Consider the following 16,297-nt stretch of genomic DNA (forward strand, 5'->3'; position numbering starts at 1 on the left):
CGGTAGTTCAGTCGGTTAGAATACCGGCCTGTCACGCCGGGGGTCGCGGGTTCGAGTCCCGTCCGCTGCGCCATATTCGGTTATCTGGAATGCTGAACGCCAGGTGGCTACTAGAAACGACGCTTTTCCTTTTCGAGGGAAGAGCGTCGTTTTTTTTGTTCTTTTTTTGTGTGTATATCCGTTGCTGCGGTTATGGCCACTTAGGGTTCCGCCCTGACGGCGGGTCACTTTTGAAGAGCCCGGAAGCCGGCCCAGTCAAAAGTGACCCGCTTTAAGAGCGGAACCGTCAGCAGCCGTTACCGAAATAACGGATATACGCCCCCCCATCTACTGCTCAGCATTACGCCGATGACGATAATCGCTGACCGCCTCATACACCGCTTTACGCAACCGATTGATCCCACCAATAGGCCGATGCGCCTCAATCCCAAACCAAGGATTGAACGACTGATTATCACAAGCCAGATTCAGCTTGGGCGTATCAAAATCCTGAGCCGGCACCTTAATGCGCGCCACGGTCTCGAACGGCGCATCACTTTCCCGCCATTCAATGCTGGTGTCTTCAATCGGCATGTACTTGCTCGGATCCTGACGCTGGATCTGCAAGACAAAACACGCCGGCACCCGGTCTGTGGATAACTGCTGATTCAATGCGCTACGCAAAAAGTTCGGCAGGTCCTGGTTCTGGGGCGGCAGGATGTAGCTAGGGCAACTGTCCGGATCCGGCGCGACGCGAAACTTGGCGTTGGCCTCGCCAAACTTATAAGGCGATACCGAGAAATAAGTGGTCTGGGTCGGGCTGGCCGGAGCCGGCGAGAGTGTCGCCAGAGCGATGAACAAATGACGGATCTGCCAACTGCGCGGGTCCAGGCTCGGAAAAAAAGCCATCGCCTTCTTCCCGTCAGCCTGAGCGGCCACATTCTGACGGTACTCGGCGACATCACTGACAAAGAAGTTCGGATGATTGAACATCACGAAATCCTGCTCGCCAAATGATTGCCGGTCCGCCAGCAATTGCTTGCCGGGTACATTCATCAGCTTGATCGCCATCCCTCGAGCATCGCGCAGGCTGTCGAATTGCGGATAAGCATTGCCATTTGACAGGCGGATCGTTGCCTGCCAAGTCTTGCCCGGTTCGGCAAACACGCCTTGGCGCAACGGTACCGGCAGGTCGCTCGGCACCTGGACTTCGGCCATGACGCAACCATGGGCCTTGGCATGGGCGTCGCGCAGGTAACGCGTGCCTTCGCGGTGCTGATCGACGATGCGGATCGCGGTCTGGATGATGTCCTGGGTCATGGCGGCTTCGCCGGGTGCAACCTGTTCCTTGTCCGGGACCGGTCCCCTGTGCTGCCAGGCAAACCAGGCCGTGGACAGGGCCCAGCCGAGCAACCCGATACCCAGCAGCCACAGGAGCGTCTTGCCTAAAAAGGCGCCGAGGCGCAGCCAGAGGGTGATCAACATGCCAACATCCTTTTACCGGTGAGATTCATCATTACAGTTGCGACTCCAATGGCCCGCCCAGCACTTTCAAATACTCCAGCAAAGCCCAGCGCTCCTGCGGTTGCAGCAAGCGGCCAATGACGCCGTTACCACGCTCACCCGCACGGAATTCATGCCCGCTGTTGTGATTGCCGGTAATCCGGGTGTCGAAGAGAAAGCCGTTGGTGAAGGCTTCGGTGCGATAGCCCAGGTGGCGTGGGTCGTATTCGAAGTTGCCTTTATAGAACGTGGCCGCCCGCTCAGCCTGAGGGGACAGCAGTTGGTAGATCGTCGGCACCGAGCCGTTGTGCAGGAACGGCGGCGTGGCCCAGACACCCGCCAGCGGCCGGGCCTTGTAGGCACGCAGTTCACGCACGCCAATGGGCAGGCCGAAACCGTCCAGGGCCGGGCGCTCGGCGGGGGTGACGCCGGCATCGCGGTAAGCGCGGTTTTCGACGAAGGCGGTGACGTAGGCCAGGCCTTTGGCGACCGAAAGCCGGCTCAGGTCCAGCGGCTCCGTCGGGGTCGGGTGCAGTTGCACGTCCAGCTTCGCCAGCTCGGCCGGGTCCCACTGCAGGCTGGTCAGGTCGAAGCGGTGGTCGGCGATGTTATTGGCGGTGCCCGGGTCGGTGCCGATCACCTGCACGGGCAGCATGTGCAATTGCTGCATCGGCCTGTCAGGCCCCTGGACCACTTTGGGCACATGGCAGCCGGCGCAGTTTTCGGCGAACAGGGCCCGGCCCTTGGCGGCCAGCGGTTTATCGATCGTTCCCAGCAACGCTTCCGGCCACACGGGGGGTTTGAGCAGTTGCAGGGTCTCTTCGATCTTGTTCAAGTCACGCACGCGCACGCTGGAAGGGTATCGCGCGTCGCCCTGCAGCGGTTTGCCCTGGGCGTCGAAGAAATTCAGCGTCGCGCCGACCCCCAGCGCTTCACCAACGTTGCGGGCCATCGGTTGTTGGGCCGATCCGTTCCACTGCACCCAGTCGAAGGTCCACATTTCCCACAACTGCGGGTAATCCACCGGAGCGTTGGCGACCCGGTAGTTTTCCGCCGAGATGGCGTCGCCGAAGCTGGCATTGGCGATGCGGCCGAAGGCGTCGGTACGCCCGGGGCCTTCTTCGGTGGGGTAGAGGCCGCGGTGGGTGTCGTTCCAGGCCGTCTTGAGGAACGTGTCCAGGGAAACCTTGAACGCCTTGCGCAATTCTTTGTGGCGGGCGTCGTAGTCCTTGCCCAGTACCTGGCGGGCGAAGCGTTCGAATTTCCAAGGGTTGTAGTAGGTAGACGCCAGACTGGCGACCAATGCCTGTCCGAAACTGCCACCGCGTAGCGTAGGAACACTGGAAGGCAGAACGTGTTGGGCCGAGCCGCCATCGATCCGTATCGCCTGGCCCTTGAAGTGCAATTCGCCGGTATGACACGCCGCGCAGGTGATATCCAGGAATTGGTCGGTGCTGCCCGGGTTCTGGTGTCGGGCAAACCCTACCGGCAAGTTGCCGGGATTGTCGGGCGAGGCTTTCTTTGCCGGGTCGATCAGGAAGCCAAAGCGCGCCAGATACTCCGGCGAGGCGAAGCGTTGTTGCGAAAACGGCAATTCGAGGGCGGTGAACCAGTCGTAGCGCAGGCCTTTGACCTGGGTGCCCTGGGGCGTGAAGTAATACGTCTGGCGCTCGGCGGCGCTCCATTGGTCCAGGTAGTGCACCTGTTCGACGGGCGTATAGAACGGCAAGCGAGGATTGGCGACGTAATACAGCACCACGGCCACGGCGACGATCAGCAGTGTGAGAAGCAGCAAGAGAATGCGAGAGAGAAGGCGCACGGTAACGTCCTTGTTTTTTTGATAAGCCCTTATGCCTCAGTGTTGCGCGCCGGGCAAGTGGCCATGACGCTTGGCCTGTGAGGGAGGGGCAATGTGTCCCTGTACGTAACAGATGACAGATGCTTCATTTGTCCAGGATTAAAAAGCGTTTGCTGACCTGAACTTATCATCACTTTGTGGCTCACATGCCGGTAGCCATTGGTCGTGGCCGCCTGATAAGCTCGCGGCTTTATTCGATTGCCCTTTAGGCGCATGAACAAGGAAATAGCATGAAACAGCATCGGTTGGCGGCGGCGGTGGCCCTGGTTGGCCTGGTACTCGCGGGTTGCGACTCGCAGACCAGCGTAGAGCTGAAAACCCCGGCGCAGAAAGCTTCCTACGGTATCGGCCTGAACATGGGCAAAAGCCTGGCTCAGGAAGGTATGGATGACCTGGACTCCAAAGCAGTTGCCCAGGGCATCGAAGATGCCGTCGGCAAGAAAGAACAGAAGCTGAAAGACGAAGAACTGGTCGAAGCCTTTGCCGCGCTGCAAAAGCGTGCCGAAGAGCGCATGGCCAAGATGAGCGAAGAGTCGGCAGCCGCCGGCAAGAAATTCCTCGAGGAAAACGGCAAGAAAGCCGGTGTCACCACCACCGCTTCCGGCCTGCAATACGAAGTGGTCAAGAAAGCCGATGGCGCACAGCCTAAGCCGACTGACGTGGTGACCGTTCACTACACCGGCAAGCTGACCAACGGCACCGTGTTCGACAGCTCCGTTGAGCGTGGCAGCCCGATTGACCTGCCGGTCAGCGGCGTGATCCCGGGTTGGGTCGAAGGTCTGCAACTGATGCACGTCGGCGAGAAGTACAAGTTGTACATCCCGAGCGACCTGGCCTACGGCGCCCAGAGCCCGAGCCCGGCCATTCCGGCCAACTCGGTTCTGGTGTTCGACCTGGAACTGCTGGCGATCAAGGATCCGGCAAAAGAAGACGCAGCCAAGTAATCGCGTCTGCTATAACGACAACGCCTCGCTTATGCGGGGCGTTGTCGCATCTGGGCGGCGGCAAATGGCAAAAAAACCGAACGCATAAGGCAGGCTACAGTCATAGGCAGTACAGGCGCTGCTCTAGACGCAGTCAGCCGGTCAAGTCAATGAAATATTGGGTTTTTTTATGTGAGTAAAAAACGCCCGATCTAAGCCGGGCCCTTATGAAACGGGGCCTTCAGCGGTGAAATGCAGCTCTGTTCACAAGGTTATCCACAATTTGTGTGGATAACATTTCAGTGGGAGAAAAAATGAAGGCCCCGTGGAATTTTGCGCGATTTCTGCCCTTGGCAGGCCGCCTGCTGGCCCGCGGTCGATTGCCGACGTTGCTCTTCGCCGTCGCCAGCAAAGGTGCGCGGGAGGGCGGGCGGCTGGGCAAGCTCAAGGAGGACCTGCGCCTGTTGCAGGCCCTGTGCCTGGCCTATTGGCGCGGCGAATACCGTGCGGTCAGCGCCAAGTCGATGTTGTCGGTAGTGGCCGGCCTCATGTACTTCCTCAGCCCCCTGGATGCGATTCCCGACCTTTTGCCGATGTTTGGCATGTTCGACGACATCGCCGTGCTGGCGTGGGTCATGAAAACCCTCGACGTTGAACTCGAGGCATTCCGCGCCTGGCGTTATCGGCAATCCCCCGAGAAACTGGCCCAGGTCGAAAGGCTTCCCGATACCCCGGAACAACTCCAGCTCCAAGGCCAGAAAAAGCCCTGATCCCCTGAGAATTCATCACCCCGCGACCTTAGCCAGCATTTAGGATTACACTTCCAAGGAAAAAGGCTGACTCGCTAAGTGTTGTTGTCCTACGGGGTAGACATGGATATTCAAATCATCACACGTGACGGAGAGCCCGAGTACGCGGTTTTGCCGTGGGATCAGTACCAAGCGTTGTTGAAAGCAGCAGGCATCGATCAAGCTCCGCCGCGCGAAGCGACAGTCCGTCACGCGGCGGCACCCGGCCAGGTTCTCCCTGGTCTGGATCAATTACGCAGTTTGCGCGAAGGGAAGGGCATCGCCATTGAGGCGTTGGCCCGCACGGTAGGTATCAGCCCGTCTTATCTGGCCTTGATCGAGAGCGGCGAGCGACAGCCCGATGCCGCGATTCGGCGCAGTCTGGCCTGGGAGTTGACGGTGCCGGGTTGGAGGGAAGAATCGTGAGCGTACGCATCAGTCGGCAGCATTGGGATGGGTTGTTGGGTGAGTTGGACCAGGCGCGTCGCCAGCGCCATTTATTGACTTACCGCGCCTTGCTGGAGCGCTTGCAGCTGCCCAGCCCGGCCATGCAGACCTTGACCGCGGCCCTTGAACACCTGGCGGCGCTGGACGCCCGGGCAGAACAGCCGTTGCGCAGTTCCCTGGTGATCAGCCAGGGCGCGAGCCGGTTGCCGCGCACGGGGTTCTTCGAATGCGTTGAACGCCTGGGCCGCTTTTCCGGGCCTTCCGATGGGGTGGCCGCCGCCTCTTGGCACGCTTCGGAAGTGGTCCGGGTGTTTGAATACGAATACCCCGAGTCGGCGGAGGCCTGAGTGCTCTGGCGACTCAAGGCGCGGCTCGGTTACTGGCTGGCGCGTCGGTTGTTTCACTGGTCCTGGTTTGTCCGCCAGCCGCGTGGCTGGGCCTGGCTCGAGGGCCAGTTCTCCCGCATGGCGAACCTGGGTGATGTCGGTGCGCAAAGCTTTTATGGGCACATCCTCACGTTTCGCGGCCAAGGGCTGGGCGCCCGTGAAGAAGGGGTGCGGCTGCTGCGATTGGCGGCATTGGCCGGTGATGGCAAGGCCGCCTACCAGATCGGCGTGATCAGCCTGGCCGGTACCACCAGCAAAGCGCCGGACCCGGTCGAGGCGGCACGCTGGTGGACCTTGGCGGCGAAAGCCGGGCACCCGTTGGCCGAGATCAAGCTCAAGGCCCTCGAAGCGCGCGATCTCTAGCGTTATCCACAGGCTATTCGTTGTGCAGTTGGGTGAATTTAGCGAATCGCCCTACATCCTTTGTCCCGTTCCCCTGACTTAATTCCCCCGTCATCCCCGGCACAGTCTCGCGCTCCCTGAGTGCTGCGAGACGCTGCCCATGTTCGACCGTTTTTTCCTGCCGGCCCTTGCGCGAGCCCTGTCCTGATGGAGCAGGTGAACCGTATCGAGCAGGAACTCGACAGCTTCAAAGACACCCTGTCGGTCTACCGCGAGCAACTCGAACGCTGGTACAGCCGGGCGGCGGACCGGGCCAGCCATGCGGTCGACTTGCCCTCGCTGATGGGCATGGAGCGGTTGATCCGCGTCGGCGACAGCACCACCGCCGTCAGCACGGGTGACGATGATTTCCTCTCCACGGTCGTCCAGTGCCCCCTGGGCGGGGTGATGACGATCGAGAGCAAGTTCGAGTCGGTGTACGACATCCCGCTGGGCGGCATCGTGGTGGATGTGGTGGCGGTGGACAGCGGCGAGGTGACGCCGGTCATTCTGGACGCCCAGGGTCTCGGGACCTTCAAGGGGGAGGCGGGCAAGTCCTATCGGGTGCATGTCCAGGGCGAGGTGTCTCCCCGGCACATCGAGAGCCTGTTTTCTTCCTACGATGGCTTGACCCGCGATCTGACGGACTGGCTACGGGGCGAGTGGCAAGGCTTCAAGCCGCGATGGGCCCAGCAGTCCTTGGCGACATCGGCGGCTGCGGTGGGGAACGGGTTGCTCGCTGGCAGTTGGGCGGCGATCGAGGGGGTGTGGGACAGCGTCAGCCTGCTGTCGGACATCCTCAAGGATCCGGGTCAGTTTGTAGAGCGGTTGGGCGAAAGCGCCAAACAGTTGGAGGACCTGGCGGAAAAAACACCGCAGCTGATGGCCAGGTTGCAACTGCTGGCCAGCGATGAAGCGGCGTTGTGCCTGTTGGTGCGCACCGCCAGTCTCTGGTTGGACATGTTGCCGCCCAGTGAGGTTGCCGGCGAAACGGCCGAAGCACTCTCGACCGTGGTGGTGCAGTTGGTGATCGACTTGCTGATCGGCGTGGTCTTGACCTTTGCCGGGGCGGGCGCTGGGATCGCCTATCTATCGATGCGGTTGGCCAGGCACGGCGCTAGCCTGCTGAACGCCGTGCAGCGTTTCGTCAAGGCGATCTTCGCGGTGGTCAACGGCTTCATGACCTACGTGGACCGCTACAAAACCGTGGCGGTACGCGGCATCGCGGCGGGAATAAAAAAAGGTCGGATGCAACTGCGCTGGGATGCACAGCGCAACACCACGCTGAAAAAACACGAACCCCACGACGACGCCCCCGCCCAATCGAAAAACCCCAACGGCGACAGCGCCGACACCTCCGCCCAGACCCAGACCAGCGGCTGCCCGGTGTCGATGGTCACCGGCGAAGAACTGCTGACCCTGGACGACGGCACCCTCGATGGCCGCTTGCCGTTCGTCTTCACCCGCTTGTACCGCACCAGCGCCGCCGACCTGGACGTCGGCCTCGGCCGCGGCTGGAGCCATGCCCTGGCCCATCGCCTTTTGATCGAAGGCGAGGAGGTCATCTGGATCGACCAGGAAAACCGCCGCACCACCTTCCCCCGGCCCACCACCCAGCGTCCGGCGATCCACAACAGCCTGGCCCGCTCGGCAATCTACCTGGGCACCGAGGCGGACGAACTGATCGTCGCCCAGCCCGGGGAAAACGCCCCGTTCCTACACTTTCGCGACGGCCATCTGATCGCCCTCAGCGACCGCTACGACAATCGCCTGACCCTCCAGCGCAACATCCACGGCGACATCAGCCGCCTGGACAACGGCGCCGGGCGTTCCCTGCGCCTGCGTTACGAACAGCGCCACCTGATCGCCGTCGACTACCAGAGCTTCCACCCGGCCCTCACCCTCGACGAAGCCTGGCGGACCGAACAGACGTTGGTGTCCTACCGCTACGACGGACGTTTCCGACTGATCGAAGCGACCAATGCCGCCGGTGAAAGCGAACGCTACGACTACGACGACCAGCACGTCATTCTCCAGCGGCAACTGGCCGGCGGGGCGAGTTTTTATTGGGAGTGGCAAGGCGTCGGGGCGGCGTCCCGCTGCGTCCGGCATTGGGCCTCGTTTGCGCAGATGGACAGTCGCTACACCTGGGGCGAGGACGGCAGCGTCACAGTCCGGCACCTGGATGGCAGCCAGGAAGTGTATGTCCACGACGATCGGGCGCGGCTGGTGCGCAAGGTCGAGCCCGACGGCGGCGAGCACCTCAAGGCCTATGACGAACAGGGCCGGTTGATCGCCGAACAGGACCCGCTGGGGGCGGTCAGCGAATACCGCTACGACGAAGTCGGACGGCTAGTGGCGCTGATTCCTCCAGACGAGGCGCCAACGTCCTACGAATACCGCAACGGTTTCCTGCATACCCGTTCCCGTGGCAAAGCCGTGTGGACCTACCGGCGCAATGCCCGGGGCGATGTGATCGTCAGCATCGACCCGCACGGCCAGCGTACGGAATATGCCTACGACGCCCATGGGCAACTGCTGGCGCGGTACGACCCGGACGGTGGCGAACATCGCTTCACCTGGAGTCGCCTGGGCCAACTGACCGAAGAGACCCTGCCCGACGGCGGTCGCCGGTGTTTTGCCTACGACGCCCTGGGGCGTTTGCTCAGCCGTCGGGACGAACACGGCGCCCTCACGCACTATCAATGGGACGCCGTTGGCCGCCTGCTGCAAGTGACCCTGCCCACCGGCGCCACCCGGGCCTGGAGCTACAACGCTTACGGCAAGGTCATCGCCGAGCGTGACGAGCAGGGCCGGACCACCCGCTACGAATACGCCGACGACCTGCACCTGGTCAGCCGCCGCCTGAACCCCGACGGCAGCGAGGTGAAGTATCGCTACGACTCGGCGCGGCTGTTGCTGACGGAAATTGAAAACGAATCCGGCGAAAAATATCAGCTGGACTACACGCCCAACGGCTTGATCCGACAGCAGATCGGCTTCGACGGCCAACGCACCGCCTACGCCTACGACCTCAACGGCCACCTGCTGGAAAAAACCGAGCACGGCGAGGACGGCTTGCAATGGGTCACCCGGTACCAGCGTGACGCGGCCGGGCGCCTGCGGGTCAAGACCTTGCCCGACGGCCAGGCCATCGAGTATCGCTACGACGACCTGGGCCGGCTGGTCCAGGTCGACGACGGCAGCGACCATCCGCTGGCCTTCGAATACGACGCCCAAGACCGCCTGATCGCTGAGCACCAAGGCTGGGGCACCCTGCGCTATCGCTACGATGTCTGCGGGCGCCTCAACCACCTGCGCCTGCCGGACGACAGCCAGCTCGACTATCACCACAGCCCAGGCGGCGCGCTGACCGCCATCGACCTCAACGGCACGCGCCTGACCGAACACCGCTTTGACGGCGGCCGCGAACGGCAACGCCAGCAGGGCCGGCTGCTCAGTGACTACACGTATGACGAACAAGGCCGCCTCAAGGCTCAGACCGTCTGGCAGAGCTCACAGCAGCAACTGTTCTGGCGCGACTATGCCTACAGCCCCAGAGGCAACCTCCAGACCCTTTCCGACCACCGAAACCGCCGCAGTTACCAATACGACCCGCTGGATCGCCTGACCCGCATCGACTTTTCCCACAGCCAGCCGCCGGAACACTTCAGCCACGACCCGGCCGGCAACCTGCTGATACAGGACCGTCCCGGGCCGACCACCGTCAAGGGCAACCGCCTGCTGCGGGAGGGCGACCGCCACTACGACTACGACGCCTTCGGCAACCTGATCCGCGAACGCCGCGGCCAAGCCCTGGTCAGCGCCTACCGCTATGACAGCCAACACCGCCTGATCGGCGTCACCACGGCCGATGGTCGCGAAACGTCCTACCGCTACGACGCCTTCGGCCGACGCATCAGCAAGACCGTGGACGGCCTGACCACGGAATTTTTCTGGCAGGGCGACCAGCTCGTCGCCGAAAACAGCCCGCACCACCACCGCAGCTACGTCTACGAACCGGGCAGCTTCCGTCCACTGGCCCTACTTGAGGGCGAAGGCCCGGAAAAAACCACATCGTTCTACTACCACCTCGACCACCTGGGCACACCCCAGGAACTGACCAACCCGGCCGGCCAGATCGTCTGGTCGGCGCGCTACAACGGCTACGGCCAAGTCACCGAGCTCCAGCACGGTGACGGTGAGCCACTGGAACAGCCCCTGCGTTTCCCGGGCCAATACTTCGACCCCGAAAGCGGCCTGCACTACAACCGCCACCGCTACTACAATCCCGAAACCGGCCGCTATTTGACGCCCGACCCGAGCAAACTGGCGGGAGGGCTTAATGGGTATCGGTACACCCTGAACCCGACGGGGTGGGTGGATCCGTTGGGGTTGGTGGACTGTCCAGGGAAGGGCGGGTGTAGGCCGGCGGTTGGGGAGCAGGATCCGGCGGTTAAGGTTGGGGTGGATGAGGGGGAGCCGCGGCTGCCGATGACGGCGGAGCAGCGGCGGGCCAGAACTCAGGAGCTTTCTGAAGAAAACGCTAGGCGACGAGTCGTGGAAATGGAGGAAAAATACGATATGCATACCATAGACAAACATGGGCCCCACATTCCCGATGTCGTGCTTAGGCAACGAGCAATAGACGGAACAGATCCAATAAGCGGGGCTCCGGGTAGGTTAAATAAAAGCTCTCAGTTTAGAAGTTGGAGGATGCAACTGCATGCTCTAAACGAGGCTTTAACAAGAAAGGCCAGGGGGTTACCCGCCCACACGGGCTTCGATAGAGCGGGAAATCCTATTCTTAGGATAGAGTTGCCCGGCGCCGGTCGTGGTTATAAACCCAATAGAAGGGATAGTCAAAATCCAATGCTGAATGAAAATATGAAAGGGGCAGAGATTAAGTTTGATAAGGAAGAGGTGGATAGGCCTTTTACTGCATTTCCTATTGACTAATGAATGTATGAGGAGTCAGTTATGTTGAAAGCTCCATTCACTGAGCTGCCATACGAGCCCACCGTTGACATGTTTTTGGCGGGGCTTGAGACTGAGTATAGTGATCGCGAATTCAGAAATGAGTTGTTGAGACTTGATCCAAATAGCAGGGTGGATCGGGTGGAAATAATAAAAAAATATATTATCAAGGAGCAGGAGTACTTGTCATATAGGCATAAATTTTTACTTATCAAAAGGTTGGAGAATGCATTAGCAGATAAAAATTACGATTTTTCTTCTGCATTTGAATATGACTACGAGGCGGATGAGCCATCCCCTTCGCCTTGGTCTGCATCGGAAATTGATACGCCACGTAGCTTTTTTGAGGAGATTTTTAATGTGGCGAATGATATTTGGAGAACTGACATTTCGAGGGCTGCTAGGGAAGACACTTCGGTGTGGTGATATCGGCTTGAACTTCTGAAATCGTCTAGAATGCAATACCGCTCTCACAAATAAGAAGAATGCTTAGACACCCTTTTCTAAAAGAAGATTTTTTTCCTGAGCTTATGTGGTTTATTGGGCAGTTTGACGTGTACGATCGAGAAGAGACTCTTGGGGCAATACTAGCAGTCTACGATCCTAATAATGAGGAGGACAGGTCGGAGCTGATTGTTAAATATGGTCTGGGTTTGGAATGTCTATCCTATAGACATAAGTATGTGCTGGTGAGTTTCTTGGGTGAAAAGCTTAATGAACCGAATTTTGACTTTAAAAAATTGTTTGAGATAGACGAGGAGTGCGCGGGTAGCTGGCCTCGAGGGGAGTGGTATAACTTGAAAAATTCTAGAGGGTTTTTTCAAGATGTTTATGTGTTGGCAAAAGAAACTTGGAAGGAGGATCTAAGAAAGGCAGCCCTTGAGGATCCATCTACTTGGTAGGCCAGAAGTAGATAATGAGGTTCCTATTGCTAAACACACCACCAAACCGCTTTTCGTGGCGAGGGAGCAAGCTCCCTCGCCACAGGGGTAGCGCCAGGCATTCGGGCCGTGGCGAGGCGCTAACGCGAACCGACTTACACCGAAACACCCAACCCCACCACAGCCTCCCGCTCAGCCAACCCCTCCACCAGATACACACTCCCCCCCAAAATCTCCTTGGCATGGTGCTTGGCCTGCGAGGCCAGTTCCGCCAACTGACTGGCGTCCAGTGCTTCACAGGCCTCGGCGCGCAGGTGCACCACGCCAATCGACAGCGACAACAACGCGAACTCCTGCCGAATGCCCTGTCGATTCAATGCCGTAAAACATCCCGCCTCTAAATGCTCAGGGCGGTAGAAGCGGCGGCAGTGGGTCTGGAAGTCGCCGAGCAACTGGTCCAGGCGCCTGCGCCAGTCTTCCGGGCCGAGGACCAGCAGGAAGTCGTCGCCGCCGATGTGTCCGACGAAGTCGCGGCTGGGGTCGATGCGTTCGTTCAGGCATTGGGCCAGGCACAGCAGGACTTCGTCGCCGCGGCCGTAGCCGTAGATGTCGTTGAAGGGCTTGAAGCTGTCGATGTCCACGTAGCAGATCACCGATTCCTGCCGTTGTTGCAGCAGGCGCGTGAGGCATTGCTGGATCGGGACGTTGCCCGGCAGCAGGGTCAGTGGGTTGGCGTAGCGGGCCTGTTGGATTTTCAGCTCGGTGATGAGCTTGAGTACGTCGATCACCCGGCCCAGGCCGAGGTAGCCGCCGTTGAGGGTGATGATGAAGTCTTCTTCGATACGTTGTCGGGCGCGGCTGGTGATCAGGCGGCTGACTTGTTGCAGCGACTGGTTCAACTCCACCGCCAGGAAGTCATCGCTCATCAGCCGACTGATGGGCTTGCGAGCGAACAGGTCAGTGGCGAAGGGCTTGAGCAAGGCGTCCGAGAGTGAATGGCGATGGACGATGCCGCAGGGCTGGTTCTGATTGTCCAGCACCGCCAGGGAGTTGAGGTTGGCCTGGCGCCGGAACGCCTCCAGTACGGTGGCGGTTGGCGTGTTGTGGGCCACCGCCGGCTGTTCGTTGAGCAGCGCACCGAGGTCGTTGACCTCATCATTCAGCGCTGCCACGCCGCTGTCCTGCCTGGGCATCAGCGCCCTGGCATCGCGTGACGGTTGTTCCTGGGGGCGGGCCAGCAGATAGCCCTGGACCAGGTCGACGCCCATTTCGATCAGCACCGCCAGTTCTTCCGGCAGTTCGATGCCCTCGGCAATCACCTGGGCGCGGGAGGCCCGGGCGATCTTCAGGATCGAGCCCACGAACTCGCGCTTGAGGGCGTCCTGATGGATGCCGTCGATGAAATGTCGGTCGATCTTCACATAGTCGGGTCGCAATTCGGACCACAACCGCAAGCTCGAATAACCCGCGCCAAGGTCGTCCAGGGCAATCGAGAAACCCATGGCCCGGTAGTGGTGCAGGGCGGTTTGCAGGAGCTGGAAGTCATCGATGGGGGTCTGTTCGGTCAGTTCGATCACGACCTGGCTGGGTGAGATGCCGAAGTCTTGCAGCAGTTGCAGCGTGCGCCCCGTCTGGTGTGCCGATTCCAGCAAGGACTCGGGCGAGACGTTGAGAAACAGCTTGCCCGGCAGTTTTTGCTCGTTGAAGCGTTGGCAGGCGCTGCGGCGGCAGGCCAGTTCCAGCTCGCTGAGGCGTCCGGCCTGGCGCGCTACGGAGAGCAGTGCGATGGGCGAGTGCAACGGGCTGTTGGAAGGGCCGCGGGTCAGGGCTTCATAGCCCACGATGCGCCGTTCGGAAAGGCAGATGATCGGTTGGAACAGACTGTACAAACTGCTTTGAGCCAGGATCGAACTCAAGGCACCCAGCTGTTCTGTCGTGGTCATGGCAATCTCTGGCGATAAAAAAAGGACCGGGTGCGGGGCACCCAGTCCTGTATTTCACGACAGACTGATGTCAGTTTGATGACACTCCGACGAGCATCACCATTAAATGGCCATCATCTTAGTGCTTGGCGATCGCCGTGTTGAGTTTCAGGTAATCCAGCAGGATTCGCCCGGTCTCGCTCAGGTAGGCATCGTCTTCCGGCTTGGTTTTCTCCGGCTCGGTGATCAGGTCTTCGTCCTCTTTCTTCAGCTCTTTGAGCGGTTCTTCGCCCTTGGCTTTGCGACGCAGGTTTTCCATAGTCAGTTGCTTGGCCTCGATATCGGCATGCTGCGCGCGACGGTCGGCTTCGTTGAGGGTGACGGTCTTTTCCATCATCAATTTCTGCGCCAGGGCCAGCTTGTCGCGGATGAACACGAACTCCGCATCCTGGGACGAGCGCGCGTCGTGGTCGGACTTGAGTTGGGCCAGGAACGGCTTGAACGGGTCCACGGCCGGTTTGATCGCCGGCCGGATGGTGTCCCACGGCATGGCTTCGGGCAGGGCGCTTTCACCGATTTCCTTGGTGTCGATGATCGACGGGTAATCGATGTCAGGCAGTACGCCCTGGTGCTGGGTGCTCTGGCCGGACACCCGGTAGAACTTCGCCAGGGTCAGCTTCAGCTCGCCGTGGTTGAGCGGCTGGATGGTCTGCACGGTGCCTTTGCCGAAGGTCTGGCCGCCGATGATCAGCGCACGGTGATAGTCCTGCATGGCGCCGGCGAAAATCTCCGAGGCCGACGCCGACAGGCGGTTGACCAGCAAGGCCATCGGTCCCTTGTAGAACGCGCCCGGGTTTTCGTCTTCCAGCACATCCACCCGGCCATCGGCGTTGCGCACGAGCACGGTCGGGCCCTTGTCGATGAACAGGCTGGTCAGCTCGGTGGCTTCCTGCAGGGAGCCGCCGCCGTTGTTGCGCAAGTCGATGACCACGCCGTCGACCTTTTCCTTCTGCAGTTCGGTCAGCAGCTTCTTGACGTCACGGGTGGTGCTCTTGTAGTCCGGATCCCCGGCGCGGAAGGCCTTGAAGTCCAGGTAGAAGGCCGGGATCTCAATGATGCCGAGCTTGTAGTCCTTGCCGTCCTGCTTGAGGTTGAGGATCGATTTCTTCGCGGCTTGTTCTTCCAGCTTCACCGCTTCACGGGTGATGGCCACGATTTTGCTGGTCTGGTCGTTCGGCGCATTGCTGGCCGGGATGACTTCCAGGCGCACCACCGAGCCTTTCGGACCACGGATCAGCTTGACCACTTCGTCCAGTCGCCAGCCGACCACGTCGACCATTTCCTTGTTGCCTTGGGCGACACCGATGATCTTGTCCGCCGGGCTGACCTGTTTGGTCTTGTCCGCAGGGCCCGCCGGGACCAGGCGCACGATTTTCACCTGGTCGTTGTCGCTCTGCAGCACGGCACCGATGCCTTCCAGGGACAGGCTCATGTTGATGTCGAAGTTTTCCGCGTTATCCGGCGACAGATAATTGGTGTGCGGGTCGTAGGACATGGCGAAGGTGTTGATGTACGCCTGGAAAATGTCCTCGGCGCGGGTCTGGTCCAGGCGCGCCAATTGGTTCTTGTAGCGCTTGGTCAGGGTTTCCTGGATCTGCTTGGGATCCTTGCCAGCGATCTTCATGCGCAGCACTTCGTCCTTGACGCGTTTGCGCCACAGGTCGTCGAGTTCGGCTGTGCTTTTGAGCCAAGGGGCGTCCTTGCGGTCGACCTGCAAGGTTTCCTTGGCATTGAAGTCGATTTTGTCGACGCCTTTGTTCAGCTCGGCAAGGGCGTAGTCCAGGCGCGCCTTCACGCGGTCCAGGTAGCGCTTGTAGATGGTGAACCCGGCGTTCAGGTCGCCGCTCTTGAGGAAATCGTCGAACTGGGTTTTCCACTTGTCGAATTCGGCGATGTCGCTGGCCAGGAAATAGCTGCGCGATGGATCGAGCAGCTTCAAATAGCTGTCGTAGATGATGACCGAGCGCGCGTCATCGAGCGGCGGCTTGCTGTAGTGATGGCGCTTGAGCAATTCGACGACGTTCAGGCTGGCAATCACTTCGTCGCGATCGGGCTGGAGCTTGTCCCAGCTGTTGGCTGCGAACGTATCGTTCGACAACGGTAACAGGCCGAGGCCAATGACGAGCGCGAGGGCGGTGCTGGGGAACAGGTGCTTCATGCTGATTCGACGCAGGGACAATTGATAACGCATA

Annotated in this window: 12 protein-coding genes; 8 read left to right on the forward strand and 4 right to left on the reverse strand. The window is 60.3% G+C overall.

Annotated features, from left to right (window positions below; genetic code table 11):
- Nucleotides 1-327 precede the first annotated feature (327 nt).
- Both AC3A5O_RS27370 and AC3A5O_RS27375 read right to left on the reverse strand, forming a co-directional pair.
- Nucleotides 328-1,464, reverse strand: a complete 1,137-nt coding sequence (locus AC3A5O_RS27370) for a catalase family protein (protein ID WP_460082374.1) — start codon at nt 1,462-1,464, stop codon at nt 328-330.
- Between the two features lie 31 nt (nt 1,465-1,495).
- Nucleotides 1,496-3,301, reverse strand: coding sequence for a di-heme-cytochrome C peroxidase (locus AC3A5O_RS27375; RefSeq protein WP_487753955.1), 1,806 nt, complete (start codon nt 3,299-3,301; stop codon nt 1,496-1,498).
- A 269-nt stretch (nt 3,302-3,570) separates the two neighbouring features.
- Here AC3A5O_RS27375 and bamJ point away from each other — a divergent pair, with 269 nt between their 5' ends.
- The 8 genes from bamJ (at nt 3,571) to AC3A5O_RS27415 (ending at nt 12,144) form a co-directional block, all read left to right on the forward strand.
- Nucleotides 3,571-4,284 (forward strand): BamJ family beta-barrel-assembly machinery protein, encoded by a 714-nt coding sequence (gene bamJ / locus AC3A5O_RS27380; RefSeq protein ID WP_030142016.1) that lies wholly within the window; start codon nt 3,571-3,573, stop codon nt 4,282-4,284.
- A 293-nt stretch (nt 4,285-4,577) separates the two neighbouring features.
- Nucleotides 4,578-5,033, forward strand: a complete 456-nt coding sequence (locus AC3A5O_RS27385; RefSeq protein WP_122569181.1) for a YkvA family protein — start codon at nt 4,578-4,580, stop codon at nt 5,031-5,033.
- A 102-nt stretch (nt 5,034-5,135) separates the two neighbouring features.
- On the forward strand, nt 5,136-5,477 hold the full coding sequence (locus AC3A5O_RS27390) for a helix-turn-helix domain-containing protein (protein WP_053124879.1): 342 nt from the start codon (nt 5,136-5,138) through the stop codon (nt 5,475-5,477).
- Nucleotides 5,474-5,845: a hypothetical protein gene (locus tag AC3A5O_RS27395; RefSeq protein ID WP_003179080.1), complete on the forward strand. Its 372-nt coding sequence runs from the start codon at nt 5,474-5,476 to the stop codon at nt 5,843-5,845. Before AC3A5O_RS27390 ends, AC3A5O_RS27395 begins: the two co-directional genes overlap by 4 nt.
- Nucleotides 5,846-6,247 carry an SEL1-like repeat protein gene (locus AC3A5O_RS27400; RefSeq protein WP_122569180.1) on the forward strand — a complete coding sequence of 134 codons (402 nt, stop codon included), beginning with the start codon at nt 5,846-5,848 and terminating at the stop codon, nt 6,245-6,247.
- A 186-nt stretch (nt 6,248-6,433) separates the two neighbouring features.
- Entirely contained in the window at nt 6,434-11,224 is a 4,791-nt protein-coding gene (locus tag AC3A5O_RS27405; protein WP_487753956.1) for an RHS repeat-associated core domain-containing protein, read from the forward strand.
- A 21-nt stretch (nt 11,225-11,245) separates the two neighbouring features.
- Complete coding sequence (locus AC3A5O_RS27410) at nt 11,246-11,668, forward strand: hypothetical protein (protein WP_487753957.1); 423 nt, start codon at nt 11,246-11,248, stop codon at nt 11,666-11,668.
- Between the two features lie 59 nt (nt 11,669-11,727).
- Entirely contained in the window at nt 11,728-12,144 is a 417-nt protein-coding gene (locus AC3A5O_RS27415; RefSeq protein ID WP_487753958.1) for a hypothetical protein, read from the forward strand.
- 134 nt (nt 12,145-12,278) lie between these two features.
- On the opposite strand, the gene AC3A5O_RS27420 is transcribed toward AC3A5O_RS27415, so the two are convergent.
- The gene (locus AC3A5O_RS27420) at nt 12,279-14,066 is read right to left on the reverse strand and encodes a bifunctional diguanylate cyclase/phosphodiesterase (RefSeq protein WP_305468046.1); all 1,788 of its coding nucleotides are present in this window, start codon (nt 14,064-14,066) and stop codon (nt 12,279-12,281) included.
- Between the two features lie 118 nt (nt 14,067-14,184).
- Nucleotides 14,185-16,263: a carboxy terminal-processing peptidase gene (locus AC3A5O_RS27425; RefSeq protein WP_163006778.1), complete on the reverse strand. Its 2,079-nt coding sequence runs from the start codon at nt 16,261-16,263 to the stop codon at nt 14,185-14,187.
- Nucleotides 16,264-16,297: the final 34 nt, after the last annotated feature.

The sequence above is a fragment of the Pseudomonas sp. Soil_N_39 genome (assembly GCF_057655955.1).